Origin of the sequence: Marinobacter shunpengi (genome assembly GCF_045449715.1) — a bacterium.
Classification (GTDB): Bacteria; Pseudomonadota; Gammaproteobacteria; order Pseudomonadales; family Oleiphilaceae; genus Marinobacter.
Genome location: NZ_JBJJLA010000004.1, coordinates 42744 through 67976 on the forward strand (window position 1 = coordinate 42744; position 25233 = coordinate 67976).

The window sequence follows — 25233 nt, forward strand, 5'->3', positions numbered from 1 at the left end:
CAGCCTGATCAGGAATAAGACTGGATTATTCCATTATGCCCGGGTTGTGTGAAATGACATAGGTCATGTCGGCCTTCTTGCCTTTTCCTGCCAGGGTACGGGGTGTGCCGGCGCGGCAACGGTGTTTCCCGTTCACGGGCAGGGGTACAATGGCGTCTTCCCAGACCGGAGACATCATGACCGCAGCCCTGGCCCTCCTATACAAACTCCTCCCGCTTTATATCACCGTTGCCCTGGGCTGGCTGGCCGGTCGTTACCTGGAGGCCAGTGGCCGCCATATTGCCGGCATCATGCTGTACATCGTGACACCGTCCGTGGTGTTCTCCGGTGTCTTGGCGGCACCCCTGTCGCCTTCCGTCATCCTGTTGCCGTTTATCGTGTTCCTGATCTGTTCGGCCATCGGTATTGTCCACCTGTGGCTGGCCCGGCGGCTACTGCACGACGGTAGTGCCAGTATCATTCCCCTGTCCGTAGGCACCGGCAATACCGGCTATTTCGGTATACCAGTCGCCTTGCTATTGTTCGGCGAGCAGGGCCTGGCGCTGTACATCGTCTGCATGCTGGGCACTACCCTGTTTGAGAATTCCGTGGGCTTTTACCTGGCGGCCCGTGGTCGCTATGGTATCCGCGACGCCCTGGTAAGGGTGGCCCGGTTGCCTTCCGTGTATGCCTTCCTGCTGGCGGTGGTGCTGAACCTGTCCGGTATCGGGATTCCCGAGGTACTGGTGCCCCTGTTCGACAACCTGCGGGGCGCCTACAGCATCCTCGGTATGATGATCATTGGCATGGGCATACTCAGTTTCCGGGGGCTGGCGGGCAATATCCGCTTCACCGGGCTGGCCTTTTTTGGCAAGTTCCTGATCTGGCCACTGGTGGCCCTGGGCCTGTGGTGGCTGGATGCCAGCGTGCTGGGGATCTACGATACGGCGGTCCACCAGGCCATCTTCCTGATCTCCATTACCCCCATTGCCGCCAATACCGTGGTGATTGCCACCCTGCTGGACACCGCGCCACGGCAGGCGGCCGGCACGGCATTGCTGAGTACGCTGTTTGCGCTGGTGATTATTCCGGTGATGGTGGCGGTGATTATGCCCTGACCAGCTGAGGGAAGGGGAACTTGCCCGCCATCCTTCAGCCAGACCTTTCGTACTATAGTGAAGCGAACCAAAGTTAGTGCAGCGAACCCAAGATAGTGGAGTGAACCAAAGAGCCTGCTCCAGGGAGAACGATGATGAAACGTACACTCTGTGTTCTTGCCATGATAACGGCGGCCTGGTCGGTACTGCCGGCGCAGGCGGAAACCCCGGCCACCCCGGCGCTCAAGGAATGGGAGGTTCCCTGGGACAATACCCGCCCCCGGGACCCCTGGGTGGGCCCGCGGGAGAACACCGTCTGGTTCGTGGGGCAGGCCGGTGATTACGTGGCCACCCTGAACCCGGAAACCGGTGACCTGAAACGCTACCGTCTGGATCCGGGCACCGGCCCCCACAACGTCATCGCCGATGAACGTGGCGCCTTTTATGCCGGCAACCAGGCGGAACATATCGGCCTGATTGATCCGGAAACCGGCGAGATACGCAAGTTCAAACTGGAAGGGGAGGGACCAAAGGACGTCCATACCATGGCCTTCGATTCCAACGGCGATATCTTCTTCACCGAGCAGGGCGGCAACCGGATTGGCTGGCTGGACGTGGATCAGCACGACTTTCGCATGTTCGAGGTCGAAACCGAATGGGCCCGCCCCTACGGCATTGTCGTCAGCCAGGATAACCGTCCCTGGGTGGCCCTGTTTGGCACCAACAAGCTGGCAACCATAGACCGGAAGGGCCGCCTGCACGAAGTCACGCTGCCCCGGGAAAAGTCCCGGCCCCGGCGCCTGGATATTACCGACGATGGCCAGGTGTGGTACGTGGACTATGCCCAGGGCTTCCTGGGTCGGCTGGAGATCGACAGCGGAGATATCCAGGAGTGGCCGATTCCCGGCGGTTCCGACGCTCGCCCCTATGCCATGGCACTGGATGACCAGGGAAGGCCGTGGTTTGTCGAGACCGGCGCCAACCCCAACCGCCTGATCGGTTTTGACCCGCAAACAGAGACCTTTTCCGAACCTGCCACCATTCCCAGCGGTGGCGGTACCGTGAGGCATATGGTATTTGATCCCGACAAGCGTGCTTTCTGGTTCGGTACCGATACCAACACGGTGGTGCGGGCAACGCTGCAATAACGTCGCCGTTAACGGGGCAGGCGGGTTGTCTGCCCCTGATTCCGGTTGTGCGAATCGGGTCTGGAAATTTTCCGGCGTGCCCGATATTCTTGCTCCACTCCCGCTACGACGGGAATAACAAAAACAATGAGATCCGCACCATGAAGACCAAACTGAATGTGCTGACCGCCATGGCGGTTGTATTGTCTTTCCTCGCCGTTCGCGAAGCCTACGCGGCAGATCCACAAGGCCTCTGGAATACCGAAGACGACAGTGCCCAGGTCCAGCTGGAATCCTGTGGTGATGAGCTGTGCGGCCATATCGTCTGGCTGGAGGAGCCTCTGGATGATGAGGGTAACCCCAAAGTCGACGCCGAAAACCCGGAGCCGGAACTCCGCGACCGTCCCATCAAGGGCCTGAAGATTGTCTGGGGTCTCAAGGCCAGTGGCGATGGCGAAACCTGGGAAGACGGCCAGGTCTACGACCCGGAAAGTGGCAAGACCTACAACGCTAAAGTCTCCCTGGAAGAACCGGATACCCTTGAACTGAGGGGCTATGTGGGTGTGCCGTTGTTTGGACGGACATCCACCTGGACGCGGGCTGAACAGGCTCGTGGCGAGTAATGACTGTCCCTTCAGCGTGCGTGATCAAAGCCTTTCAGCACGTTGGCGACATTCACGCCAATGGCTTCCACATCATATCCCCCTTCCATGGTAAACAGGGTCGGCAGGCCAAGCTGGCCCAGACGTTCGCCAACCGCCAGGTAATCCTCTGATTTCAGTTTGAAGAAGGAAATCGGGTCCCCCTCGAAGGTATCCACGCCCAGCGGCACCACCAGCGCGTCCGGCCTGAAGGCGGCGATGCGCTGGCAGACGGTGTCCAGTCCGTCCCGCCATTGACTGAATGGTGTGCCCGGTGGATAGACGATGTTCAGGTTATGGCCTTCACCGGCGCCTTCACCCGTTTCGTCCTCATAGCCCAGGAAGTGGGGGAACACCAGGTCCGGATCGCCGTGGAGGCTGATGGTCAGCACGTCATTGCGGTGATAGAAAATACTCTGGGTGCCGTTGCCGTGGTGGAAGTCCACATCCAGGATGGCCACTCGTTTCGCGCCCTGGTCCAGGAAGGCCTGGGTGGCGATAGCGGCGTTGTTGAAGAAGCAGTAGCCGCCGAACAGGTCCGCTGCTGCATGGTGGCCCGGTGGGCGGCATAGCGCGAAGGCAGCGCGTTCGCCATTGGCTACCAGTTTCTGGGCGGTGAGGGCGACGTCCACCGATGCCCGGGCGGCTTCCCAGGTGCCTTCGGTGATGGACGTATCGGCCCCCAGGGCGTAGTAGCCAAGCTTGCCGTCAATATCCGAGGTGGGGCGCTGGCGCATGCCCCGGGCGGGCCAGAACTGGGGAATGGCCTCGCCGGGCTTGCCGGCAGCTACCCACTCTTCCCAGCAGTGCTCCAGAAATTCGACGTACTCCGGCGTATGCACTCGCAGGATCGGCTCCACACCAAACGGTTCCGGATCCAAGATCTCACCCAGGGCCTGATCCTTCACCCGCCCCAGGATGGTTTCCGCGCGGGAGGGGCGCTCGTGGGGATCGATCAGCATGCCGCCATCCAGTTCCGAGGTGGCGGTACGGCGATGGTGCAGGGGCGAGTAGATGGTCTTCATGGGCCTTCCTGTCGGTTTTCATTGGAAGATACTGTTTCACAGGCCCGGCCCGATCTCAATTGGGTTAATTTTTCGGACAAGCGCTCGATTTTTGGCGGGTGCTTGCTATGCTGTGGTCCTATACGAATGGACAACAAGACCCGGAAACCGGGCGGAAACCTGACTATGCCCCTATTACCCGATGGCCTGATTGTGGTCGCCAAGCGTGACTGCCCTACGTGCCAACTGATCGAACCCCTGCTGGCGGACATCGACCGCGAGGCCGGGCCGCTGACCGTCTATTCCCAGGATGACCCGGCCTTTGCCGCCGGTGTCCGTGGAGCCCAACACGATGCCACGCTGGAACACTCGTTTCGCCTGCAAACCGAATTCGTGCCCACCCTGATCCGTGTCGAGAACGGACAGGAAGTGGAGCGCACCTACGGCTGGCACCGGGAAGACTGGCAAAAGCTGACCGGAATGGCTGGGCTGGGCGACGACCTTCCCCTGATGCGCCCCGGCTGCGGCTCGAAAACCCTGGAGCCGGGCATTGCCGAGAAACTGGAGCTGCAGTTCGGCGATACCCGTCTGAGTGCCCGTGAGATCGACACCGACGCCGAAGACCTGATCGAGGCCTGCTACGAGCGAGGCTGGAGTGACGGCCTGCCGGTGGTGCCGCCAACCCCGGAACGTGTGCTGAGGATGCTTAAGGGAACCGACCGGGATCCGGCTGAGGAAATCGGCCTGGTGCCGCCGGATCTGGCTCCCTGTACCGTGGAGAAGGTCGCCATCAACGCGGTGATGGCAGGCTGCAAGCCGGAGTACATGCCGGTGCTGCTGGCGGCCCTGGAAGCGGCGCTGACCGACGAATTCGGGCTTCACGGCCTGCTGTGCACCACCATGTTTGCCGGCCCCATGATCATCGCCAATGGCCCCGTTACCAAGGCCATCGGCATGAACTCCGGCGGCAACGCCCTGGGGCAGGGCAACCGGGCCAACGCCACCATCGGCCGGGCCCTGCAGCTCATTGTCCGCAATGTGGGCGGCGGCCGCCCGGGGGAGATCGACCGGGCCACCCTGGGCACCCCGGGCAAATACACCTTCTGCTTTGCCGAGGCCGAAGACAGCGAATGGCTACCGCTGGCGGAAGAGCGGGGCGTGCCGTCCGGTAACTCCGCCGTCACCCTGTTTGCGGGCGAGGGCGTCCAGGGCATCGTGGACCAGAAATCCCGCACGCCCGAATCCCTGGCGAAGTCCTTTGCCCTGGCCCTGCGAGCGGTGGACCATCCGAAAATGGCCATGGCCGGAGATGCCGTGCTGGTGGTCTCGCCGGAGCACAGCCGCGTGTTTATCGAGGCGGGCTGGACCAAGGCCCGTTTACTGGAGGAGCTGGAAACCCTGCTCCAGTTCCCCGGGGAAGAAATGGTGGTCGGCGCTGGCGGTATTGCCGAAGGCATCCCGGAGCAGTTCCGGGACAAGACCGTGCCCAAGTTCCGCCCCGGCGGTTTACTGATTGTCCGGGCTGGCGGTACCGCCGGCCTGTTTTCTGCCGTCATTGCCGGCTGGGCCGCTTCCGGCCCGGTCGGTTCCAGTCCTGTAACCAGAGAGGTGAAGGTATGACACACACAAGCGTGATGCTCGACCCCACGGGCGAGCTGTCACCGGCGGTGAGGGCCAGGCTGGCCCGCCCCGACAGTCTGGCGGGCAAGACCGTCGGGCTGCTGGATATCTCCAAGCCCCGGGGCGATGTGTTCCTGGATCGTATCGAGGAGCGCCTGACCGCCATGGAAGTGAGGGTCAAACGCTACCGCAAGCCCACATTCACCCGGGTCGCCCCCACCGAGCTGAAACAGCAGATGGCCGGTGAAGTGGACCTGGTGGTGGAAGGGCTGGCCGACTGAGGATCCTGCACGTCGTGTTGTACACATGACATCGCAGACCTTGAAGGTCGCAACATTCCGGGCGTAGGCGTTGCCTCCAGCGAGTTCATCCAGGCCGCGGCGGCCCAGTCGAAAACCCTGGGTTTCGAGCCGGCCATGGTGTTCGTGGGCCACCCGATCCAGGACCGCACCGATGACGAGATGCGGGCGCTGGCGGATGAGGCCCTGGAGGAGATCGTCCGGCTACTGACACATACGGAGTAGGCGTCCCTGGTCCGCCAGGGATGGCGGAACTCATGACTTCATCTGAACCAATGTCTGCGCAGGGCACCCGGCCAAGGCCACCCTCCGTGGACCTTATCCTTGCCTGGCCATTGATGGCCAGGCTCTGTGCCATCCATGGCCGACCGGTGGTACTGGAGGCTATCCGCGATCGGCTGGACCACTGGCGCCAGCAACCGGAACCCTTTGACGACGCCCACTTCGCTGTTGCCGTGGAGCGATCCGTCCTGTCGACGGTGGCCCCGTCACTGCGCCGGGTGTTCAACCTGACCGGCACCGTGCTGCACACCAACCTCGGCCGCGCGCCGCTGCCCCAGGAGGCCATCGAGGCCATGGTGGCGGTGGCGTCCGGCGCCTCCAGCCTGGAGTTCGACCTGGAGAAAGGCAAACGTGGCGACCGGGACGACCATGTGGAAGCCTGGATCTGCCGCCTGACCGGCGCCGAGGCCGCTACCGTGGTCAATAACAACGCCGCCGCCGTGCTGCTGGTGCTCAATTCCCTGGCGCGACGCAAGGAAGTGATTGTGTCCCGGGGCGAGCTGATCGAGATCGGTGGCGCTTTCCGCCTGCCGGACATCATGGCCCGGGCCGGCTGCAAGCTGCATGAGGTCGGCACCACCAATCGTACCCATCCCCACGATTTCGAGAACGCAGTCAGCGCCCGCACTGGCCTGCTGATGAAAGCCCACACCAGCAATTACCGCATCGAGGGATTTACCGCAGAGGTGGCGGAAGCCGATCTGGCCGCCATTGCCCACGCCCACCAGATACCCCTGGCGGTGGATCTGGGCAGCGGCAGCCTGCTGGACATGACGGCACTGGGCCTGCCCGCCGAACCCACGGTACGGGAAACCCTGGAGAAGGGCACCGATGTGGTTACCTTCAGCGGCGACAAACTGCTGGGTGGCCCCCAGGCCGGCATCATCGCCGGCCGCGCCGACCTGATCAGCAAAATCCGCAAGAATCCCCTGAAACGGGCCCTGCGATGCGACAAGCAGACCCTGGCGGCGCTGGAGGCGGTGCTGCGGCTGTACGGCAACCCGGACATCGTCGTCGAGCGGGTGCCGGCCCTGCGGTTGCTGACTCGCCCCGAAGCGGTGATCCGGCAGACCGCAGAAACCATCGCCGGGCCGCTGGCGGCGTGGGCAGGGGAAGAGTGGCAAGCTGATGTAGCGCCGGTTAAAAGCCAGATCGGCAGTGGCTCCCTGCCACTGGACCTGCTGTCCAGCGCCGCCCTTCGCCTGACCCCTGCCGGGGGCAACAGGCGCCAGCGCAGCCGTCAGCTCAAGGCGCTGTCCGAACGTCTGCGACGCCTGCCCCTGCCGGTGATAGGACGGATTTCCGAAGACGCCCTGCTACTGGACTGCCGCTGCCTGGAAGATTCCGGCGCTTTCCTGGCTCAGCTTGAGGTGGAGGGAAGCGAGCCGTGATCATCGCCACCGCCGGCCATGTGGACCATGGCAAGACCACCCTGATCAAGGCGCTGACCGGCGAGGATACGGACCGTCTGGCGGAGGAGAAACGCCGGGGCCTCACCATCGACCTGGGCTTCGCCTGGACCCGCACGGAGCAGGGGCACTGGCTCGGTTTTGTGGATGTGCCCGGCCACGAAAAATTCATCCGCAACATGGTCGCCGGCGTGGCGGCGGTGGATGCAGTGATGCTGGTGGTGGCCGCCGACGACGGCCCCATGCCCCAGACCCGGGAGCACCTGGCCATCCTGGAGTTACTGGGCGTCACCAAAGGCCTGGTGGCACTGACCCGGGCGGATCGGGTGGACCCCGGGCGTCTTGAGGAGGTTCGGGCCGAGGTGACGACACTGCTGGCCGGCACTGGCCTGTCGGAGGCGCCGATATTTCCGGTGTCCGGCATTACCGGCGCTGGCGTGCCGGCATTGAGCCATTGGCTCGCGGAGCAGGCCGTTGACAGAATGAAGCAACCGGCGCCGCCACAGGCAGGTGTGCGGCTGGTGGTGGACCGCAGTTTTACCGTCAAGGGAAGCGGCTGCGTCGTGACCGGAACCCTGACCGACGGCTGCCTGAACCGGGAGGATACCCTGACCGTCGCACCGTCCGGAACCAAGGTACGTGTCCGGGGGCTCCAGATGCACGGTGCGGATGTGGACCGGGTGCCTGCCGGCCGGCGCTGTGCCGTGAACCTGTCCGGCGATATCGACCGAAACGCGATCAGCCGGGGCGACTGGCTTGTGGCACCCTGGCTGTATCAGCCGACGGACCGGCTGGATGTGCGGCTGACGTTGCAGCCCGGGGCCCGGTTACATCGTGGGGCGCTTGTGATCCATATAGGCGCTGCCGCCGTCAGTGGTCGGGTGGTGGTACTGGCGTCAAGTGACGACGGTTCGCCGTTGCTGGCCCAACTGATGCTGGCTGCCCCGGTGCAGGCCTGTGTCGGGGACCGTGTCATCGTGCGGGACCCGGCCATGAACGTAACGCTGGGCGGCGGCGAGGTGCTGGACCCGTTCGGCCTGCGGCGGGGGCGTTCAGCGGACAGCCGGACAGACCTGCTGGCGGCACTGTCAGCCAGCCGGGACGCAGCCGGGAGCCTGAACACCCGCTTGCAGGCGCAGGCACAGGGTGTGGACCTGGACCCGTTCGCCAGGGCGCACAACCTGACCGACGACCGCCTGGATGAGTTGCTGGGGCGGCTGCGTCCGGTGGTGCTCCGGGCGGGGGCTCAGCGTCTTGCCTTTGCAGCGGCCCACTGGACGCAGTGGCAGTCACGCCTGCTGGGGCGTCTGGACCAATGGCACCAGGACTACCCGGACCGGATCGGTCCCACCGAAGCGGAACTGACCCGTCTGCCGGGGCCCCATCTGGATCAGCCGGTACGTCATCGCCTGCTGCAGGCCCTGATTGATCAAGGTGAACTGAGCCGAAGCGGTTTCCGGTTCCGCCGGCCGGGGCACAGGCCCAGGCTTGATCCCACCGACCAGGCCCTGCTGGAGCAGGTTCTGCGGCAACTGGAGGGCACCGGCCTGAAACCGCCGATTGCCGGTGAACTGGCCGAGGCCCTGGGCCTGGCGCGGGACGACATGCTGGCCTTCCTGGAGCGAATGGACCGACTGGGCCAGCTGGTCGCCGTGGCACCCAACCGGTTCTACCGACCGGAATCCGTGGCAGAACTGGCGGCCATCGCGGTGGAACTGGCGGAGCAATCGCCCACCGGCGCCTTCGACGCCCGCGCCTACCGGGACCGCTCAGGCATCGGCCGCCGGCTGACGGTCAGCGTACTGGAATACCTGGACCGGGCCGGTGTCACCGCATTTATCAACGAGGAACGCCGGCTACAACCGGCCTACCGCCAACGGCAGGCGGTAACTCTCTCAAATAACGAGGAAAACGGTTACACTGCCAAACCCTGAATAATGGAAGGGGATCGCTTCCCGGTGGAGCGCCCGGACTTCAAATCCGGTGAGGTGCGCAACGCGCGCCTGGTGGGTTCGACTCCCATACCCTTCCGCCATTTATTGCCTCGTTCACGAATTCCCGCTTCCTCTAACAGACCACTGATTGAGCTGGAGCAGAAAGGAGCCGTTTCCATACAATGCGCTTAAGGCTGTTTCCGGCCTGACGGCCGTCCACCGGACGCCCTTGTCAGGGCGCCGCTTAGCTTCGCGTTATGCCCCTCTCTCAGCCTACTTTGCCGCCTAATAACGCTTGACGTTATTGACGAGCTGCGTCATCATTTCTTTATGATCATATCGTTCAGGTGTAAGGATACCGAGAAGCTGGCAAGCGGACGCCGCGTCAGACGCTTCGTCAATTTTGAGCGGGTTGCCTTGAGGAAAATTCGGCAACTTCAGGCTGCAAGCCGGTTGGATGATCTTAAAGTACCGCCCGGCAATATGTTGGAGCCATTGCATGGTGACCGCCAAGGTCAGCACAGTATTCGAATCAACAGGCAGTTCCGGGTTTGCTTCCGCTGGACCAAGGCTGGTGCGGAAGATGTTGAAATTGTTGATTACCATTAGGAGGTAACTCATGCGCAACATTGAAGCTGTAACGCCAGGCGAGTTACTGAAGGAAGAGTTCCTTGAGCCGATGGGTATTTCTCAATACCGCTTGGCCAAAGAGATTGGGGTGCCTGCCCAGAGAATCGGCCAGATTATTGCTGGAAAGCGTTCGATAACCGCAGACACGGACCTGCGACTTTGCCGCTTCTTTGGTTTGTCCAATGGCTACTGGCTGCGTGCCCAGGCAGCCTACGACACTGAGATTGCGGAAGATGCCCTTCATGATCAGTTGAAGAATATTCGTCCGTGGAGTGCTGTACCCGAAATCGGGCACAGGGCATAACCAACGGCTGCACAGCGACCGATTTTCCGCCGCTTCGCGGCTCCAAACCGGCGCGTGAGCCGGGCGTTAAGCCGAGGGGGCATCATGAGTTTCGTCGAAATATTAGCTCTATTTTCAGCTATGGCAGCTTTAGCTCTAGTTCCCAGTACTAGCGTCGCTTTGGTCGTTGCTCGCTCAGCCTCTGCTGGGTTCTCGAATGGGAGCGCTGTGGCGGCGGGAATTGTAGTCGGTGATCTTGTCTTTGTTTTCCTAGCTGTTTTAGGAATGGCTGCACTGGCAGAAGTTGTCGGCAGCTTCTTCTTAATCCTGAGATATTTGGCAGGTGGGTATCTTATCTGGTTCGGTATAAGCCTCATGAGATCGAAAGCTTCATTGCAGTTGGATGATTCAGGTCGGTCCGCATCGAAATTATCAGCAAGCTTTTTCTCTGGCCTGCTCCTTACCCTGAGTGATGTAAAGGCTATATTTTTTTACGCGAGCTTATTTCCCGTTTTTGTTGATTTGGCCTCTATCGGGACATTGGATATAGCAATAATTGCGGTGATAACGGTAGTCGCGGTCGGAGGTGTCAAATTGGGCTATGCCTATTTCGCAGAGCGCGTTGCGTCATTCGCTACTAAGCACAGAGCAGAACGAGCAGTTAAAGTTACGACTGGTGGTTTAATGGTTGGAGCAGGATCGTATCTGTTAATAAAGGCTTAACAAGTGACTGTGGCGTCAAAATCATTAATCAGGCCCTTTTTTCACGCCATGGCTCACCGGTTTTTGTGTGACGAGGGCTGAGGCTAAACTCTGTCGGGAGCGAAGCCTCAGTCCGTGCCAGGTTAGTTTAAATAGTACTGCTGATGATCTGTGTCTTCCACCTGGCTTTGGTGGATACGAGACAACCATAACCCCGGAGTTCCGTGGCGGAAACCCTCTTTTTCGTCGCCTTGATCACCTTTTTAAGCCAACCTTGGGCCAAGCGGCCACCTGCTCCAATCAGATCTTTGGCAAGCTCTCGCATGTTTTCGTTACAAGTCGTGTTTGCCTCAATCATTTGCTCAACGACGTCGACCGTAGTGTCGTTAAAGCCGCTTTTGTAATTTCGAATGGCCTGATCTTCGCCAATCGTGGCAAAGATAATTTCCAGGAGATAGTCCTTCTCGTCAGCGGTCAGCATGTAATCCTCCTTTGATCAGTGATGTGAACTCTTCCTTTGAGATGCCGGTTCCGTGCACCGTAAGAATATGGTCTTCGAAGTCTGCTTTGGTGACGAAGGACAGACAGCCGACATCGCCACACACACCGTAAATAGTGAAGGCTCCCACCGTTTCCTGGAATACCCCGCCATCGCCGTAGGTGTGCTGAATTTCTTTCGTGGAGTTTTCGAACAGGCGGGCGATTTCCTCATCAAACGCCTGTGGTGAATCCAACCCCAGAATCAGCTTCGGATAGTCCCGGATAGTGAAATCATCGGGTAGCCCCTCCGATGCATTCGAGATGACCCTGCCGGAAAGTAACTGTCCTTCAGCCGTTTTCAGGGCAGGCCCATCCGCTGAGAAAACAGTTGCACCAGAGATCTGAGATACCGGCACGGTGAGGGCGAACTCGCTGCTGTAGGAGAACTTTACCGGTTCCGTAGAAGCGCAGCCCTGTAGGGCGAAGGCGAGTGCAATAGGGGCAATTGGTTTCAGAAGACCCAGTTGTTTCGACACGTCATGTTCCTTGTCATCAGTTCGTCAGCTAGCCATTCGAGGCTAAGCAGTCAGCCTACGTCCGGTAGGCGCTGGCCACGAAAGCGTGAGATCGGGCTCCGTGGCGCCAGGATTTTCTCAAGGGGAGGGCTGTCACTCGCAGGCGGCTCCTTGCCTGAGTTGCATCCGTGAGTCGTGAAAACTATCAGCTTCGAAGCAATGCTACAACGGGCGAGCATGCGCTGTGTGACCAAGTCGTTGCGCGAGTGGTTTCGGGAAACGGGGATAGATCTATTTTTCGGTTGAGCACTATGCGGTCAATGGGTTCAGAGACATTGATCCGCAGGGTTATCTTTTATTCAGGCGCTGGAGTCAATCCGACTCCAGCGCCCCAGGATGGCCTTGCGGCCAGACGCTAAACGTTAGCTCTGTGGTTTGATCAGGTACTTCTCTCCGGTCGCCATTTTGCCGTAGGCCGACATGGCATCCAGTTGTAACGCACCGGCCAGGGAAACTTCATGGGTGTAGTGACTGGCGAAGGTGGTTTTGATCTCGGCGGCTACGCGTTTGCGCATGGCGATGTTGGTTTCCGTGCCCAGTTTGCCTAACGCATTGAACAATAGAAAGCCGTTCACACCCCAGGCAAAACCAAAGTTGCGGTTCAGTGTGATGGGGCCGCGATCAAGGCCGCCATAGATATACACCTGTTTGTAGACGTCAGAGCCATACACGCTGTATTCCGTGATGTCGCGAGAGACGGCGGCTTCCATGCAGGTGAGAATATCACTGGCCAGGCGACCGCCACCGATAGGGTCGAAAGCGATGGTCGCGCCGGTGTCGATCAGTGCCTGGGTCAGGTCTGCCATGAAACTGTCTTTACTGGAGTTGACCACGTATTTGGCACCCTGGTCCCGCAGCAGGTCTTCCTGTTCCTGCTTGCGGACGATATTGACCAGGTCGATGCCGTCGGCGATGCAGATGCGGTTGAGCATTTGCCCGAGGTTAGAGGCGGCAGCAGCGTGAACGATCGCCTTGTGGCCCTCAGCGCGCATGGTTTCCACCATGGCCAATGACGTCAGCGGATTCACAAAGCTTGAAGCGGCTTCGTCTGCCGTCGTACCGGGTGCCATTTCCAGACAGCTTTGCACATTGGCACAGAGGTATTTGCGGTAGCTACCGCCGCCAATGAACGCCACGGTCTTGCCCATCAGGCTTTGCGCTGCGTCGGATGAGCCTGCTGCGACCACGGTACCCGCGCCTTCATTGCCCACGGGTATCGCCTTGCCAACACGCTTTTTAACGGCGCCCATGAACTTGGCCGGGACATCGGCGTTAATGATCGGGCGATCGGCACTGCCGGATTGGCTGGCCGTCGTCATATCAGCCGCGCTGAACATCACTCCCAGGTCAGACGGGTTGATAGGGGCGGCTTCGACGCGGATGACCACCTGGTTTTCGCCCGGCTGCGGGATCTCGATCTCCCGCAGGGCAATTTCCAGTTTGTTGTCGTCGCTAATGGTGGACGTCAGTTCGATGTTGTTATCTGACACTTTTTTCTCCTCAAAGGATAGGGGGTCTCGTACTTCGCCAACCGATGTTATCAGATAGAATGAGGGGCAGGGTCAGAATGTCCCGACGTCGCCCACCATCGGAGAAGCGCTCTATGACCACAGCCACCCCCTATCCCATCGGCACCCCCGGCGTTCCCTGGGGCGACGAAGAACGGGCCGAGTGGTTGTCCCAGCAAGTCCGTCAGCGCAGCTACCAGGATGATGTGTTGAGCGTGGTGGAGGGCCTGAGTTCACGATTTGATGTCGAGGTCTATGGCCATCTGGACTACGGCGCCGACCAGTACCCCCTGATGGCGATCCGCAGCCGCAACTGGCGCGACGAACTTCCGGTGGTGCTGATCACCGGCGGGGTGCACGGCTATGAAACCAGCGGTGTCCACGGCGCGCTGCGGTTTGTGGAGCAGCATGGGGTAGAGTACGCCGACCGGGTCAACTGGCTGGTCGCGCCCTGTGTCAGCCCCTGGGCCTACGAGCGTATCCATCGCTGGAACCCGGACGCGGTGGACCCGAATCGCTCGTTCCGGGCGGACAGTCCAGCCGGGGAGTCGGCGGCGCTCATGGCACTGGTGGCCCCCATCCGCGATCGGGTGCTGATGCACATTGACCTGCACGAGACCACCGACACCGACGAATCCGAATTCCAGCCTGCGCTGGCGGCCCGTGATGGCAAGCTGTACGAGCCGGGCAGCATTCCCGATGGTTTCTATCTGGTGGATGATACCGAGCACCCGAACCCGGACTTCCAGCAGACGGTGCTGGCGGCCGTGGAGCCGATCACCCATATCGCGCCGGCCGATGAGCGTGGTGAGATCCTCGGGTCACCCGCAGCCGCCCGGGGCGTTATCCGGTACCCGCTCGCGCAACTGGGCCTGTGCGCCGGTATGACCAGCGCTCCCTGCCGGACCACCACCGAGGTTTACCCCGACAGCCCCCGTGCAACCCCGGAACAATGCAATGCCGTGCAGGTTGCGGCGGTGTGTGCGGCGATCGACTACGCGTTGGGGCATCGGTAGAGTCTCTTTTTTGGGTAAGCGGGGGAAAGCCGACGCTTGCCCTGTAACCCGTTGATCGGGTCTATTCCGGCCCTCCTGGGCCTCAACTACAATAAAACAGAAGAAGTAGCGTCTTATGAAAAAATGGATTGTTTCCGTCATCGTTCTGATCGCGCTGGCGTGCGGTACGTTCTGGGCAATGGCGGACAAGGACATGCGCCGGCTGGTGCTGAATATGCCGACTGATACCAATGTGCTTTTCTGGGAAACCCCGCAACGGGATGCCGTGTTCCGCGCCATGGACCGGGTGCCCCTGTTGTCAAAATCCCGGGCTATTGAGGCGGGCGATAGTCCCTATCCGTTACCCGAAGGCAAGCCGATCGAACTGGATGCGGACGTTGATGCCTTTATGGCATCCCAACGCTCCGCCGCGCTGCTGATCGTGCAGGACGGTAAGGTACGGTTTGAGCGCTATGGCCTGGACTTCGGCCCGGAGGGGCGCTGGACCAGTTTCTCGGTGGCCAAGTCCTTTACCTCCACCCTGGTCGGTGCCGCCCTGAAGGACGGGTATATCGACAGTATCGAAGACAAGGTATCGGCGTATATTCCGGACCTCCAGGGCTCGGCCTATGACAATGTCACCATCCGGCAGTTGCTGACCATGACGTCGGGTGTGGAATGGAATGAAGACTACGCGGACCCGCAATCCGATGTGGCGCAGTTTAATACGCACGAAGCGGAGCCGGGCGTGGATGTCACCGTGAGTTATATGCGCCAGTTGGAAGCGGAAGCGCAGCCAGGCACGAAATGGGTCTACAAGACCGGCGAAACCAACCTGATTGGTGTGTTGGTCAGTTCAGCCACTGGCAAGACGCTGTCGGACTATCTGTCGGAGAAGGTCTGGAAGCCCTTTGGCATGGAACAGGATGCCAGCTGGCTGCTGGGATCCACGGGGCACGAGATCAGTGGTTGTTGCATACAGGCCTCCACCCGCGACTTCGCCCGTTTTGGCCTGTTCATCCTGGGCGGCGGCCTGGTTGATGGCGAGCCGGTATTGCCCGACGGCTGGCTGGCCCAGGCCACCAGCACGCAGGCGGAGACCGATCAGCCGGATTACGGTTACGGCTACCAGTGGTGGACGCTGGAGGACGGTGCGTTTATGGCGCGGGGCATCTTTGGCCAGAGCATTTTTATCGACCCGCAACGGCAGCTCGTCATTGCCTCCAATAGCAACTGGCCGCAGGCCTCCGATCGCCAGGGCGGCACCCACGGGCAAGAACGTCTGGCCTTTTTCCGGCAGGTTCAGCAGGCGATTGATCGGGAGTCTGCGGAGTAGATCGTGGTGCAGCCATTGGCGCGGGATTCGAATCATGAAACGTAGGGAAACCCTGGTCGGTCGTATACTGTTGCTCGTCATTTCGATGGCTTTCGTGTCAGCTTGTCAGGCGTCTGGTCCGAAGCAGGCAGGTTCCGGCGGCCAGTCTGATTTCATTAGTGAAGCCCTGGTTGATGCTGTGGAACAAACCCATTTTTCTGCAGTGGTTCGTCATGTGAGTGCCGAGCGCAGGGCCCCCGGGGCAAGCGACAGTGGACCGGTCTTTCTCCACCGTGTTGAAGTTCGTGAAGTTTTCCGGGGGCCGGAAGTCGAGAGCCTGACCTATGCGCTGTATGCGGAGCCAGGGGAGTCCAGTGCTTCGTCATCAGGGTGGGTGATTATTACCCTATGTCGGGGGAGCGATGAAGGGTACGAGTGGCCCGGGACGGGGGCCATTTTCCCTGCAACGGAAGAACTGGTGGAGATAGCCCGTAAAGCGGCGCGGAATGCCGGTCCGGATCAACAGGCGTTTAACCAGTGTGATTGGTGACGGGAGCCGGCAGGCCCCCGTCTTTCATCGTCATCAGGGAAGCAGCACCGTTGACCCGGTGGTCTGCCCACTCGCCAGGGCCTCATGGGCCTTGGCCGCTTCCGCCAGTGGGAAGCGCTGGTTGATGTCCGCCTTGATGGCGCCGCTGGCCAGCATCTCGAACAGTTCGCCGCACATGGCCTCGAAGCGGGGGCGGGTGTCGGCGTAGCCGGCGAGGCTGGGACGGGTGACGAACAGCGATCCCTTCTGGTTGAGGATGCCGATGTTGACGCCGCTCACCGGGCCGGTGGTGTTACCGAAGCTGACCATCAGGCCGCGCTTTTGCAGGCAGTCCAGGGAGGTTTCCCAGGTGTCCTTGCCCACGGAGTCATAGACCACTGGAACCATGTCACCGTCGGTGAGCTCACGGACCCGTTCGACGATGTTCTCTTCCTTGTAGTTGATGGTGGCCCAGGCGCCGTGGTCCATGGCCAGTTTTGCCTTCTCCGGTCCGCTCACGGTTCCGATCAGTTTTACCCCCAGGGCTTTCGCCCACTGGCAGGCAATCAGGCCGACTCCGCCTGCGGCGGCATGGAACAGGATGGTTTCGCCGGATTTCACCGGGTAGGTCTGGCGCAGCAGATACTGGACCGTCAGGCCCTTGAGCATGGTGGCCGCCGCGGTTTCGAAATCGACGTTGTCGGGAATCCGGATGGCCTTTCCCGCTGGCAGCACATGCTGCTCGCTGTAGGAGCCCAGTGGTGCCTGAGCGTAGGCCACCCGGTCGCCCACCTGGAAGTCCGCTACGTCCGCGCCGATGGCGTCCACCACGCCGGCGCCTTCCGTGCCCAGGCCGGAGGGTAGGGAGGGGACCGGGTAGACGCCGGAACGGAAGTAGATCTCGATGTAGTTGAGGCCAATGGCCCGGTTGCTCACGCGGATTTCACCGGGGCCCGGTTCCGGTTGCGGGGTGTCCTCCAGTGTCAGGACCTCCGGACCGCCGGTCTGGGAAAATCGGATAGCTTTGGTCATTGCCTGGTACCTTTTTTATTGAGGGGGTGAGTGGCGCCATGCCGTTGCGGCATCCGGCGTTCCATCATACTCACCCCGGTCCGTTTTTGCCCGTCGCCAAAGGTATCAGTGGGAATGCCCGTGGCTCAGGCGGGCATCGCTGATATCGCTACGGGCATGGCGCATCACGCTGATGCCCGAAGTGACCGCCAGGCTACCGATAACCGCCGCTACCGCCAGGTCGGGCCAGGCCGTACCGGTGCCGAAGACACCCAGGGCAGCCACCATGACGGCGACGTTGCCGATGGCGTCGTTGCGACTGCACAGCCAGACTGAGCGCATGTCGGAATCACCACTGCGGTAGCGGAACAGGATCCAGGCCACGGAAACGTTGGCGGCAAGGGCCAGGAACCCGACCGCGCCCATGGTGACGGCCTCCGGGGTAATGCCGCTCTGGGCCACCCAGATCGCCCGGGCCAGCACCGCGAGCCCGAACACGGTCATGGTGACGCCCTTGACCATGGCCGCCCGGCCACGCCAGAGCATACCCATGGACAGCACCGACAGTGACAGCAGGTAGTTGGCGCTGTCGCCGAAGAAGTCGATGGCATCCGCCATCAGGGAGACGGAGCCCGACTGGAAACTGGCGATGCCTTCCACCACGAACATGGTCAGGTTCACCCAAAGGGCAAACCACAGGGCGCGGCGGAATCCCGGCGAGGGTGTTTTCGGTTCCGGGGCGGAACAGCAACTGCTCATAATGACCTCCTATTCGTTGATTATGGTCATTACAAGGCCTGTAGTAGCTACAGGGTCAAGAAATCAAACCGGGTTTTTTAACGGGTGCCATGGCTGCCCGGAATATGGTTGTGGCTGTCCTGTGGAAGATCGGTGTCCAGGGCATCGGAAAGCCCGCCCAGGATGCCGCATTCGGCCACGGTGCGACCCTCGGAACAGGCCTGCTGGAGCTGCGCCAGGGTGTCCTCCAACTGGTGCAGTTCCGTCAGCCGCTGGCGTACGTGCTCCAGGTGGCGGGCCAGCAGGGCGTCCACCTGGCTGCAATCCGCGTCCGGCTGGTCCGCCAGGCGCACCAGCTCGCGGATTTCATCCTGGGCCATGTCCAGGTTGCGGCAGCGGCGGATAAACAGCAGCCGGTCCAGGTGGGCCTGTCGGTAGCGCCGGTAACCATTGGCTTGCCGTTCCGGTTGTGGGAGCAGGCCGATCTTTTCGTAGTAGCGTACGGTTTCCACCGGAATGCCGGCTTGCTCCGCGACTTCACCAATCCTCACGTCCTGTCCTCCCAGTGGATGTCCGGTCCGATCCTGGATACGTCCGCCAGCCCTGACGTGGCAGACAGGTATCCAGGATCATGGCGGTAGACTCTTAACCATTCACCAGGAAGTGTACCCAGATACTGGCGGCATAGCCCAGGGCAATGGCCGGTGTCCACTTCAGGTGGCTGAAGAAAGTGTACTGGCCCCGGGCCTGTCCCATCAGGGCGACACCCGCGGCTGAGCCGATGGACAGCAGGCTGCCGCCCACGCCGGCGGTCAGGGTGACCAGTAGCCACTGCAGGTCGGGCATGTCCGGGTTCATGGTGAGTACCGCGAACATCACCGGAATGTTGTCCACCAGCGCCGAGATCACGCCGATCATGACATTGGCCGCGGTCGGCCCCAGGTCGACATAGAGGGTGTTGGACATCAGCCCCAGGTAGCCAATAAAGCCCAGGCCACCCACGGCGAGGATTACGCCGTAGAAGAAGAACAGGGTATCCCACTCGGAACGGGCGATGTGGGCGAACACATCGAAACCGTGTTCGCCGGAGCTGTCGCCGGGTGGGGTTTCCGAGGATTCCTGCCACTGGTATTCCTCGTGGCGTTTGAGGAAGTAACCAAAGATCTTCAGATAGGCCAGGCCGGTCATCATGCCGAACACCGGGGGAATATGCAGGAACTGGTGAAAACTGATGGCGGTGGCGATAGTGGCCAGGAACAGGCCACAGATGATCAGACCCCCGGGGCGCATGACCCGGTCGTGGCTCTCTGGTGCCATGGGCTGTCCCTTGGGCAGGGCAAGGTGCATGAGGGCGGCGGGCACCAGGAAGTTCACGGCACTGGGCAGGAACAGCTGGAAGAAGTCCTGGAACGGCAGGATACCTTTCTGCCAGACCATCAGCGTGGTGATATCACCAAACGGGCTGAAGGCGCCCCCGGCGTTGGCCCCCACTACGATGTTGATGCAGGACAGGGAGACAAACGAGGGGCTGTCACGGCCCACCGCCATGACCACGGCGCACATGATCAGGGCGGTGGTGAGGTTATCCGCCACCGGTGAGATAAAGAACGCCAGGGTGCCGGTAATCCAGAACAGCTTGCGGTAACCATAGCCGCGGCCCAGCAGCCAGATCCGCAGCTGGTCGAACACGCCCCGCTCCAGCATGGCGTTGATGTAGGTCATTGCTACCAGCAGGAAGAAGAACAGCTCGGCGTATTCCAGGAAGTTGTGGCGGATAGCTTCCTCGACGTCGCTGTCCAGTCCGTTCATGCGGTAGACAATGGCCAGCAGCACCCAGATCAGGCCGGCGGCCAGCAGCATGGGTTTGGACTTGGCCAGGTGGATCTTCTCTTCCAGCATCACCAGCGCATAGGCCAGCAAGAAGATGGCAATGGCCAGGTAACCGACGGGATGGTGGATCAGGGACAGTGCCTCGGAGGCGGGAGCGGCCCATACCTGGCCGGATGCCGACAGCAGTCCGGCTGTCGGCAACAACAGGTGTTTCTTCATTCGGTTTCTCCGGAAAGAGCCCCGGCCGTAGCCGGGGCGGGAGGGGGTTATTCGATCTCGATCAGGGTTTCGCCGGGGGCCACCCGGTCGCCTTTCTTGATATGGACGGCCTGGACGGTACCGCCGACGGTGGCCTTGACTTCGGTTTCCATCTTCATGGCCTCGATCACCAGTACCGGATCGCCGGCGGATACGCTGTCGCCTTCCTTGACCAGAACATCCACGATATTGCCCGGCATGCTGGTGGTGACATGGCCCTGGCTGGTGGCCTTGCTGCGACCGCTGGCGGTGGAGCCGCCTTCCTGGCCGGTGGACTCCAGCTCGATCTCCTCCGGCACGCCGTCCACGGTCATGTAGAAGCGGCGGCGGGATTCTTCGACCGGATTGGCACCAGTGACGTGAATGTCATAGCTTTCGCCATGCACGGTGATCTGGAACTGGGTGGAGATGGGGCCTCCGCCGCCCTTGCCGGGGACCGGCTCCAGGGCTTCCGGCTGCAAGGTGCCGTCGCGGCGCTGCTCCAGGAAGCTGCGGGCCTGGTCCGGGAACATGGCGTAGGTAAGCACGTCTTCCTCGGTTTCTGCCAGGTCACCCACCTGCTTACCCAGGTCCTTGAATTCCTTCGGGATCAGGTTGGCGGGGCGTTCGGTAATCAGCTCCTCGGAGCCGACCGCGCGGCGTTGCAGTTCCTGGTCCACATCCGCCGGTGCCTTGCCGTACCAGCCCTGCAGGTACTTCTTCACCTCGTTGGTGATGGTGTCGTAGCGCTTACCGGAGAGCACGTTGATCACCGCCTGGGTGCCCACAATCTGTGAGGTGGGGGTCACCAGTGGCGGATAGCCAAGATCCTTGCGTACCCGGGGGATTTCCTCGAATACATCCTGGATGCGGTCCAGGGCGCCCTGCTCCTTGAGCTGGTTGGCCAGGTTGGACATCATGCCGCCGGGCACCTGGGACAGGAGCACCCCGGTATCCACACCGTTGTAGTCGCTCTCGAACTGGTGGTACTTCCTGCGCACCTCGCGGAAGTGGCGGGTGGCCTTGTCCAGCAGTTCCAGGTTGAGCCCGGTTTCGTAACCGGCATCGTGCAGGGCCGCCACCAGGGATTCCGTGGGCGGGTGGCTGGTGCCGCCGGCAAAGGCGGACAGGGCGGTATCGATATGATCCACGCCGGCTTCCATCGCGGCCCACTGGCACATGGGGGCCATGCCGGAGGTGGCGTGGGAGTGCAGGAACACCGGCAGGGTCAGTTCCTTCTTCAGGCGGCCCACCAGCTCGGCAGTGACCTCCGGCGCCAGCAGGCCGGCCATGTCCTTGATGGCAATGCTGTCGGCGCCCATGTCGGCCATGGCCCTGGCCTGTTCCAGGTAGGCGTCCACGGTATGCACCGGGCTGACCGTGTAGCACAGGGTGCCCTGGGCGTGCTTGCCGGCCTTCTTGACGGCGCGGATACTGGTTTCCAGGTTGCGCACGTCGTTGAGGGCATCAAAGATTCGGAATACGTCCATGCCATTCTCGGCGGCCTTGGCCACGAAGGCTTCCACCACGTCGTCGCCATAGTGGCGGTAGCCCAGCAGGTTCTGGCCCCGCAGCAGCATCTGCAGGCGGGTGTTGGGCAGGGCCTTGCGCAGGGTGCGCAGGCGTTCCCAGGGGTCTTCCTTGAGAAAGCGCACGCAGGCGTCAAAGGTGGCGCCGCCCCAGCATTCCAGTGACCAGTAACCGGCCTGGTCGAGCCATTCGCAGGCCGGCAGCATGTCTTCGGTACGCAGGCGGGTGGCGATCAGTGACTGGTGCGCGTCCCGCAGGATAACGTCGGTGATGTGGATCTTGCGTTTACTCATGATCTCTCTCCGGAATTCGGTTACAGGCCCGCCTGGGCGGCGATGGCGGCGGCAATGGCCGTGGCGATGGACTCAGGGCGGGCTTTGGTGCTGTATTCCAGCAGTTGCGGGTTGTTCTCCACGAAGCCGGTATTGAAGTTCGCTCCCTGGAAATCAGGGTGACCAAGGATCTGCTGGTAATAGGGGATGGTGGTCTGCACCCCATAGATGCCCATGTCGTTGAGGGCGCGACGGGAGCGATCGATCAGCTCCGGCCAGTCCATGGCCCAGACGATCAGCTTGGCGCACATGGAGTCGTAATAGGGCGGGATCTCATAGCCGGTGTACATGTTGGCATCGGTGCGCACCCCCGGGCCGCCGGCGGAGTAGTAGCGGCTGATACGGCCGAAGCTGGGCAGGAAGCCGTTCTTCGGGTCCTCGGCGTTGATCCGGAACTGGGCGGCAAAGCCACGGTAGGAAACATCCTCCTGCTTCATCCACAGCGGTTCGCCCTGGGCAATCCGGATCTGGGCCTTGATGATGTCGATGCCGGTGATTTCCTCGGAGATGGTGTGCTCCACCTGGACCCGGGTGTTCATCTCCATGAAGTAGAAACTGCCGTCGTGGTCCAGCAGGAACTCCACGGTACCGGCGTTGGTGTAGCCGCACTGGCTGGCCACTTTGCGGGCCAGCTCGCCGATGTATTCCCGCTGGCTGTCCTCCAGTTGCGGGGACGGTGCCAGTTCGATCAGCTTCTGGTTGCGGCGCTGGATGGAGCAGTCCCGCTCGTACAGGTGCACCACGTTGCCGTGGTGGTCCGCCAGGATCTGCACCTCGATATGGCGGGGTTCGATGATGCACTTTTCCAGGAACACCTCGGCACTACCGAAGGCTTTGGTCGCTTCCGAGATGACCCGCTCGTAGTTCTGCCGCAGTTCCTTCTCGTTGTCGCAGCGGCGGATGCCCCGACCGCCACCGCCGGAGGTGGCCTTGAGCATGACCGGGTAGCCAATATCCTCAGCCTGGCGGACGGCGTCCTCCACATCGGCCAGGTTGTCCTCCGAGCCGGGGGTAACCGGCACGCCGGCGGCAATGGCGGTCTGCCGGGCCCGGGTCTTGTCACCCATGGCTCCGATGGCGTCGGCAGAAGGCCCTACAAAGGTAATGCCCCGCTGTTCACAGATGGCCGCCAGTTCGGCGTTCTCGGAGAGAAAACCATAGCCGGGATGCAGGGCGTCACAGCCGGTTTCCACCGCCATATTCACGATATGGTGCGGGTTGAGGTAGCCGGACAGCGGGTCCTGGCTGATCCGGTAGGCCTCATCGGCCTTTTTCACGTGGAGCGAATACTTGTCCGCTTCCGAGTAGATGGCAACGGATCGCACGCCCAGCTCGTGGCAGGCACGGGCAATCCGCACCGCAATCTCGCCGCGGTTGGCGATCAGCAGTTTGCGAAAGGCCATGGTATGACCTCCTTCTATTAAGGCTTTTGGAGTCGCTTCTGAATCGGCCGGACAGCACGCGGGTGAGACCGGCCAATGGGCCGCTCCCCAACTATCAGCATAGTCCGGTGGTGGAATGGTGTCAGGCGGGTGGGGCCCGGGGTAATCCGGGACCGCTGAGGAGCCGCGCCCCGGGAATATTGCACTCGACGCAGGCGATATGCTGTCCGGTCGGTAATAGTGACCATGGCCACTTGGCGGGAGCAGCGTCCGGGGGCGGATCGGACGTGCTGTCATCGCCGTGGGCAACATAGGACAGGCTCTCTTCCATGCCCGCGGCCTGGAAGTGCTGATCACTGCCCTGGGACAGTCGATCCGCAGCTCCCCACACAATAAGCCCCGACAGCAACGCCAGCAGGGCGAGCAGTCGGCAGGGCGATTGGGAGAGGTGGCTGGAGGACACGGATCGATGACCTTGCGTCGTGATTAAAAGGGTTTGGAACCGAAACGGTTGGACGCTATATGTACCACACAGCCGTGGTCAGGCAAAGGACCGATTGTCGGAGTCGTGTTGTTTTTCAGGCACTATTCACAGTGGTCAGTGGTACAACCCTTTCGAACTGACGTGCCGGGGCAATGGCGCCCCGGGAATGGCTACGATGGCTTCCAGGCCGCCCAGGCGGCTACGGTCAAAGGCCAGGGAGCCGCCGTGTGCGTCCAGTGTCCGGCGCACGGTCACCAGACCATCGCCGGCGGATTGATCAGCGCTGCGCTGGAATTCTGCCTCGCCCAGATGAGGCATTAGCGTCGGGTCGACGCCGGGGCCGTCGTCCGCCACACCAAACACCAGCATGTTGCCCTTGATGGCCAGGAAGATATTGACCTGGGATTTTGCCCACTTGCCGGCGTTGTCCAGCAACTGGCCGAAGACTTCGGTGAGTTCCGCTTCCCGTATGGTCCAGGAATCGCTTTCCGCCACGTCGGTAATCAGCTCGAAATTCACGTCCGGGTAGCGATGTCCCAGCATGGCGATCAGCTTGCGGCATTTCCGGGTCGGGAAGGCCAGATTTTTCTTGCCGGCGGAGGGTGGGGCCCCGGTCTCTGTCGATGCCGGTGGCTTCGCCCGTTGTGGTTCGGGCTCCCGTTCCGGTTCCGGCCCGGGGGACTCATTCAGGGCTTTCTCGATATCGGCATCCAGCTCTTCCAGGGACACCTCCAGGTCCTCTGCATCCTTGGGGGCGGGGTGCGGGGGCGGCTCTGGCTGCTTCCGGGGTTGAGGCTTATCCTTCAGCGTATTCGACCCTCGCATGGGCCTGCCATCGTCCGTCTGATGGTCGGCGCCGGACTGCAGGATCCGGTCCAGCAACTGGATCAGCGAGGCCATTTCCCAGGGGGCATCGGACGAGAGCCCGCCACGATGGCCCTTCTGGAACTCCAGCACGTCCTGTTGCAGTTCCCGCAGGTGGGCCCGGAACAGTCCCAGGGAGAGGATGGCGGTAATGGACAGCAGGATCAGAATGCCGGCCCCTAGGAGCAGCCATGGCATCAGGCCGGCCTGCAGGCTGCAGACCCACTCGGCATAGCCCTTGTCGCCGCAATTGGCGATCAGTGGTTGCGCCAGCCATGGTCCGATCTTGCTGCTTACCACCCAGGCGACCAGGGTAAAGGTCAAGGCAAAGGGGGCAACCAGCAGGAACAGGCTGGAGCGGATGGAACGGCGCATAGCGGGCACATCTCCCTAACACTTCGGACTTCCCTGACCCT

Annotated in this window: 25 protein-coding genes and 1 tRNA gene; 14 read left to right on the forward strand and 12 right to left on the reverse strand. The window is 61.6% G+C overall.

Annotation, left to right across the window (positions count from 1 at the left end; all coding sequences use genetic code 11):
* Positions 1-176 precede the first annotated feature (176 nt).
* The 3 genes from ACJO3T_RS01665 to ACJO3T_RS01675 all read left to right on the forward strand — a co-directional run bounded on the left by ACJO3T_RS01665 (position 177) and on the right by ACJO3T_RS01675 (position 2826).
* Positions 177-1097: an AEC family transporter gene (locus ACJO3T_RS01665; RefSeq protein WP_406977616.1), complete on the forward strand. Its 921-nt coding sequence runs from the start codon at positions 177-179 to the stop codon at positions 1095-1097.
* 134 nt (positions 1098-1231) lie between these two features.
* A complete protein-coding gene (locus ACJO3T_RS01670) occupies positions 1232-2224 on the forward strand; it encodes a Vgb family protein (RefSeq protein ID WP_406977617.1) in 993 nt (330 codons plus the stop codon).
* 140 nt (positions 2225-2364) lie between these two features.
* Complete coding sequence (locus tag ACJO3T_RS01675) at positions 2365-2826, forward strand: DUF2147 domain-containing protein (protein ID WP_406977618.1); 462 nt, start codon at positions 2365-2367, stop codon at positions 2824-2826.
* 11 nt (positions 2827-2837) lie between these two features.
* Here the strand turns inward: ACJO3T_RS01675 and ACJO3T_RS01680 are convergent, their stop codons facing one another.
* Complete coding sequence (locus ACJO3T_RS01680; RefSeq protein WP_406977619.1) at positions 2838-3869, reverse strand: histone deacetylase family protein; 1032 nt, start codon at positions 3867-3869, stop codon at positions 2838-2840.
* A gap of 165 nt (positions 3870-4034) precedes the next feature.
* Here ACJO3T_RS01680 and ACJO3T_RS01685 point away from each other — a divergent pair, with 165 nt between their 5' ends.
* From ACJO3T_RS01685 to ACJO3T_RS01720, 8 genes are all read left to right on the forward strand, one after another.
* Positions 4035-5468, forward strand: coding sequence for a thioredoxin family protein (locus tag ACJO3T_RS01685; RefSeq protein ID WP_406977620.1), 1434 nt, complete (start codon positions 4035-4037; stop codon positions 5466-5468).
* 14 nt (positions 5469-5482) lie between these two features.
* Positions 5483-5992: a UGSC family (seleno)protein gene (locus ACJO3T_RS01690; RefSeq protein ID WP_504362691.1), complete on the forward strand. Its 510-nt coding sequence runs from the start codon at positions 5483-5485 to the stop codon at positions 5990-5992.
* Positions 5993-6042: 50 nt separating this feature from the next.
* On the forward strand, positions 6043-7440 hold the full coding sequence (gene selA, locus ACJO3T_RS01695; RefSeq protein WP_406977644.1) for an L-seryl-tRNA(Sec) selenium transferase: 1398 nt from the start codon (positions 6043-6045) through the stop codon (positions 7438-7440).
* Entirely contained in the window at positions 7437-9392 is a 1956-nt protein-coding gene (selB, locus tag ACJO3T_RS01700; protein WP_406977621.1) for a selenocysteine-specific translation elongation factor, read from the forward strand. The genes selA and selB overlap by 4 nt, the downstream gene beginning before the upstream one ends.
* Positions 9393-9397: 5 nt before the next feature.
* Positions 9398-9493: transfer RNA gene (locus ACJO3T_RS01705), tRNA-Sec, on the forward strand.
* 229 nt (positions 9494-9722) lie between these two features.
* Positions 9723-10001, forward strand: a complete 279-nt coding sequence (locus tag ACJO3T_RS01710; protein WP_406960890.1) for a type II toxin-antitoxin system RelE/ParE family toxin — start codon at positions 9723-9725, stop codon at positions 9999-10001.
* Between the two features lie 10 nt (positions 10002-10011).
* Entirely contained in the window at positions 10012-10326 is a 315-nt protein-coding gene (locus ACJO3T_RS01715) for a HigA family addiction module antitoxin (RefSeq protein ID WP_406960892.1), read from the forward strand.
* Positions 10327-10410: 84 nt separating this feature from the next.
* On the forward strand, positions 10411-11028 hold the full coding sequence (locus ACJO3T_RS01720; RefSeq protein WP_406960894.1) for a LysE family translocator: 618 nt from the start codon (positions 10411-10413) through the stop codon (positions 11026-11028).
* Between the two features lie 127 nt (positions 11029-11155).
* Here ACJO3T_RS01720 and ACJO3T_RS01725 read toward each other — a convergent pair whose 3' ends face one another.
* The 3 genes from ACJO3T_RS01725 to ACJO3T_RS01735 form a co-directional block, all read right to left on the reverse strand.
* Entirely contained in the window at positions 11156-11488 is a 333-nt protein-coding gene (locus ACJO3T_RS01725; RefSeq protein WP_406960896.1) for a hypothetical protein, read from the reverse strand.
* On the reverse strand, positions 11475-12023 hold the full coding sequence (locus ACJO3T_RS01730) for a hypothetical protein (RefSeq protein WP_406977622.1): 549 nt from the start codon (positions 12021-12023) through the stop codon (positions 11475-11477). Before ACJO3T_RS01730 ends, ACJO3T_RS01725 begins: the two co-directional genes overlap by 14 nt.
* 401 nt (positions 12024-12424) lie before the next feature.
* Entirely contained in the window at positions 12425-13552 is a 1128-nt protein-coding gene (locus ACJO3T_RS01735; RefSeq protein ID WP_406960900.1) for a zinc-binding dehydrogenase, read from the reverse strand.
* A 113-nt stretch (positions 13553-13665) separates the two neighbouring features.
* Here ACJO3T_RS01735 and ACJO3T_RS01740 point away from each other — a divergent pair, with 113 nt between their 5' ends.
* The 3 genes from ACJO3T_RS01740 to ACJO3T_RS01750 all read left to right on the forward strand — a co-directional run bounded on the left by ACJO3T_RS01740 (position 13666) and on the right by ACJO3T_RS01750 (position 16430).
* On the forward strand, positions 13666-14586 hold the full coding sequence (locus ACJO3T_RS01740; protein ID WP_406977623.1) for a M14 family metallopeptidase: 921 nt from the start codon (positions 13666-13668) through the stop codon (positions 14584-14586).
* Between the two features lie 115 nt (positions 14587-14701).
* Positions 14702-15901, forward strand: coding sequence for a serine hydrolase domain-containing protein (locus ACJO3T_RS01745; protein ID WP_406960902.1), 1200 nt, complete (start codon positions 14702-14704; stop codon positions 15899-15901).
* A gap of 34 nt (positions 15902-15935) precedes the next feature.
* Positions 15936-16430, forward strand: a complete 495-nt coding sequence (locus ACJO3T_RS01750) for a hypothetical protein (RefSeq protein WP_406960904.1) — start codon at positions 15936-15938, stop codon at positions 16428-16430.
* 33 nt (positions 16431-16463) lie between these two features.
* On the opposite strand, the gene ACJO3T_RS01755 is transcribed toward ACJO3T_RS01750, so the two are convergent.
* The 8 genes from ACJO3T_RS01755 to ACJO3T_RS01790 form a co-directional block, all read right to left on the reverse strand.
* The gene (locus ACJO3T_RS01755) at positions 16464-17441 is read right to left on the reverse strand and encodes an NADPH:quinone reductase (RefSeq protein ID WP_406977624.1); all 978 of its coding nucleotides are present in this window, start codon (positions 17439-17441) and stop codon (positions 16464-16466) included.
* 105 nt (positions 17442-17546) lie between these two features.
* Complete coding sequence (locus ACJO3T_RS01760; protein ID WP_406977625.1) at positions 17547-18179, reverse strand: cation efflux transmembrane domain-containing protein; 633 nt, start codon at positions 18177-18179, stop codon at positions 17547-17549.
* Between the two features lie 77 nt (positions 18180-18256).
* A complete protein-coding gene (gene cadR / locus ACJO3T_RS01765) occupies positions 18257-18709 on the reverse strand; it encodes a Cd(II)/Pb(II)-responsive transcriptional regulator (protein WP_406960910.1) in 453 nt (150 codons plus the stop codon).
* A 94-nt stretch (positions 18710-18803) separates the two neighbouring features.
* Complete coding sequence (nhaD, locus tag ACJO3T_RS01770) at positions 18804-20207, reverse strand: sodium:proton antiporter NhaD (RefSeq protein ID WP_406960912.1); 1404 nt, start codon at positions 20205-20207, stop codon at positions 18804-18806.
* A 47-nt stretch (positions 20208-20254) separates the two neighbouring features.
* Positions 20255-22048, reverse strand: coding sequence for a sodium-extruding oxaloacetate decarboxylase subunit alpha (gene oadA / locus ACJO3T_RS01775; protein WP_406977626.1), 1794 nt, complete (start codon positions 22046-22048; stop codon positions 20255-20257).
* Positions 22049-22068: 20 nt separating this feature from the next.
* Complete coding sequence (locus ACJO3T_RS01780; RefSeq protein WP_406977627.1) at positions 22069-23490, reverse strand: acetyl-CoA carboxylase biotin carboxylase subunit; 1422 nt, start codon at positions 23488-23490, stop codon at positions 22069-22071.
* A gap of 121 nt (positions 23491-23611) precedes the next feature.
* Entirely contained in the window at positions 23612-23932 is a 321-nt protein-coding gene (locus ACJO3T_RS01785) for a hypothetical protein (RefSeq protein WP_406960918.1), read from the reverse strand.
* 135 nt (positions 23933-24067) lie between these two features.
* Positions 24068-25192: an ATP-binding protein gene (locus ACJO3T_RS01790; RefSeq protein WP_406977629.1), complete on the reverse strand. Its 1125-nt coding sequence runs from the start codon at positions 25190-25192 to the stop codon at positions 24068-24070.
* Positions 25193-25233 lie beyond the last annotated feature (41 nt).

Coding starts and splice junctions, on each gene's coding strand:
- ACJO3T_RS01665 (WP_406977616.1), top strand. CDS start 177: ATGACCGCAGCCCTGGCCCTCCTATACAAACTCCTCCCGCTTTATATC.
- ACJO3T_RS01670 (WP_406977617.1), top strand. CDS start 1,232: ATGAAACGTACACTCTGTGTTCTTGCCATGATAACGGCGGCCTGGTCG.
- ACJO3T_RS01675 (WP_406977618.1), top strand. CDS start 2,365: ATGAAGACCAAACTGAATGTGCTGACCGCCATGGCGGTTGTATTGTCT.
- ACJO3T_RS01680 (WP_406977619.1), bottom strand. CDS start 3,869: ATGAAGACCATCTACTCGCCCCTGCACCATCGCCGTACCGCCACCTCG.
- ACJO3T_RS01685 (WP_406977620.1), top strand. CDS start 4,035: ATGCCCCTATTACCCGATGGCCTGATTGTGGTCGCCAAGCGTGACTGC.
- selA (WP_406977644.1), top strand. CDS start 6,043: ATGTCTGCGCAGGGCACCCGGCCAAGGCCACCCTCCGTGGACCTTATC.
- ACJO3T_RS01710 (WP_406960890.1), top strand. CDS start 9,723: ATGATCATATCGTTCAGGTGTAAGGATACCGAGAAGCTGGCAAGCGGA.
- ACJO3T_RS01715 (WP_406960892.1), top strand. CDS start 10,012: ATGCGCAACATTGAAGCTGTAACGCCAGGCGAGTTACTGAAGGAAGAG.
- ACJO3T_RS01720 (WP_406960894.1), top strand. CDS start 10,411: ATGAGTTTCGTCGAAATATTAGCTCTATTTTCAGCTATGGCAGCTTTA.
- ACJO3T_RS01725 (WP_406960896.1), bottom strand. CDS start 11,488: ATGCTGACCGCTGACGAGAAGGACTATCTCCTGGAAATTATCTTTGCC.
- ACJO3T_RS01740 (WP_406977623.1), top strand. CDS start 13,666: ATGACCACAGCCACCCCCTATCCCATCGGCACCCCCGGCGTTCCCTGG.
- ACJO3T_RS01745 (WP_406960902.1), top strand. CDS start 14,702: ATGAAAAAATGGATTGTTTCCGTCATCGTTCTGATCGCGCTGGCGTGC.
- ACJO3T_RS01750 (WP_406960904.1), top strand. CDS start 15,936: ATGAAACGTAGGGAAACCCTGGTCGGTCGTATACTGTTGCTCGTCATT.
- ACJO3T_RS01755 (WP_406977624.1), bottom strand. CDS start 17,441: ATGACCAAAGCTATCCGATTTTCCCAGACCGGCGGTCCGGAGGTCCTG.
- ACJO3T_RS01760 (WP_406977625.1), bottom strand. CDS start 18,179: ATGAGCAGTTGCTGTTCCGCCCCGGAACCGAAAACACCCTCGCCGGGA.
- nhaD (WP_406960912.1), bottom strand. CDS start 20,207: ATGAAGAAACACCTGTTGTTGCCGACAGCCGGACTGCTGTCGGCATCC.
- oadA (WP_406977626.1), bottom strand. CDS start 22,048: ATGAGTAAACGCAAGATCCACATCACCGACGTTATCCTGCGGGACGCG.
- ACJO3T_RS01780 (WP_406977627.1), bottom strand. CDS start 23,490: ATGGCCTTTCGCAAACTGCTGATCGCCAACCGCGGCGAGATTGCGGTG.
- ACJO3T_RS01790 (WP_406977629.1), bottom strand. CDS start 25,192: ATGCGCCGTTCCATCCGCTCCAGCCTGTTCCTGCTGGTTGCCCCCTTT.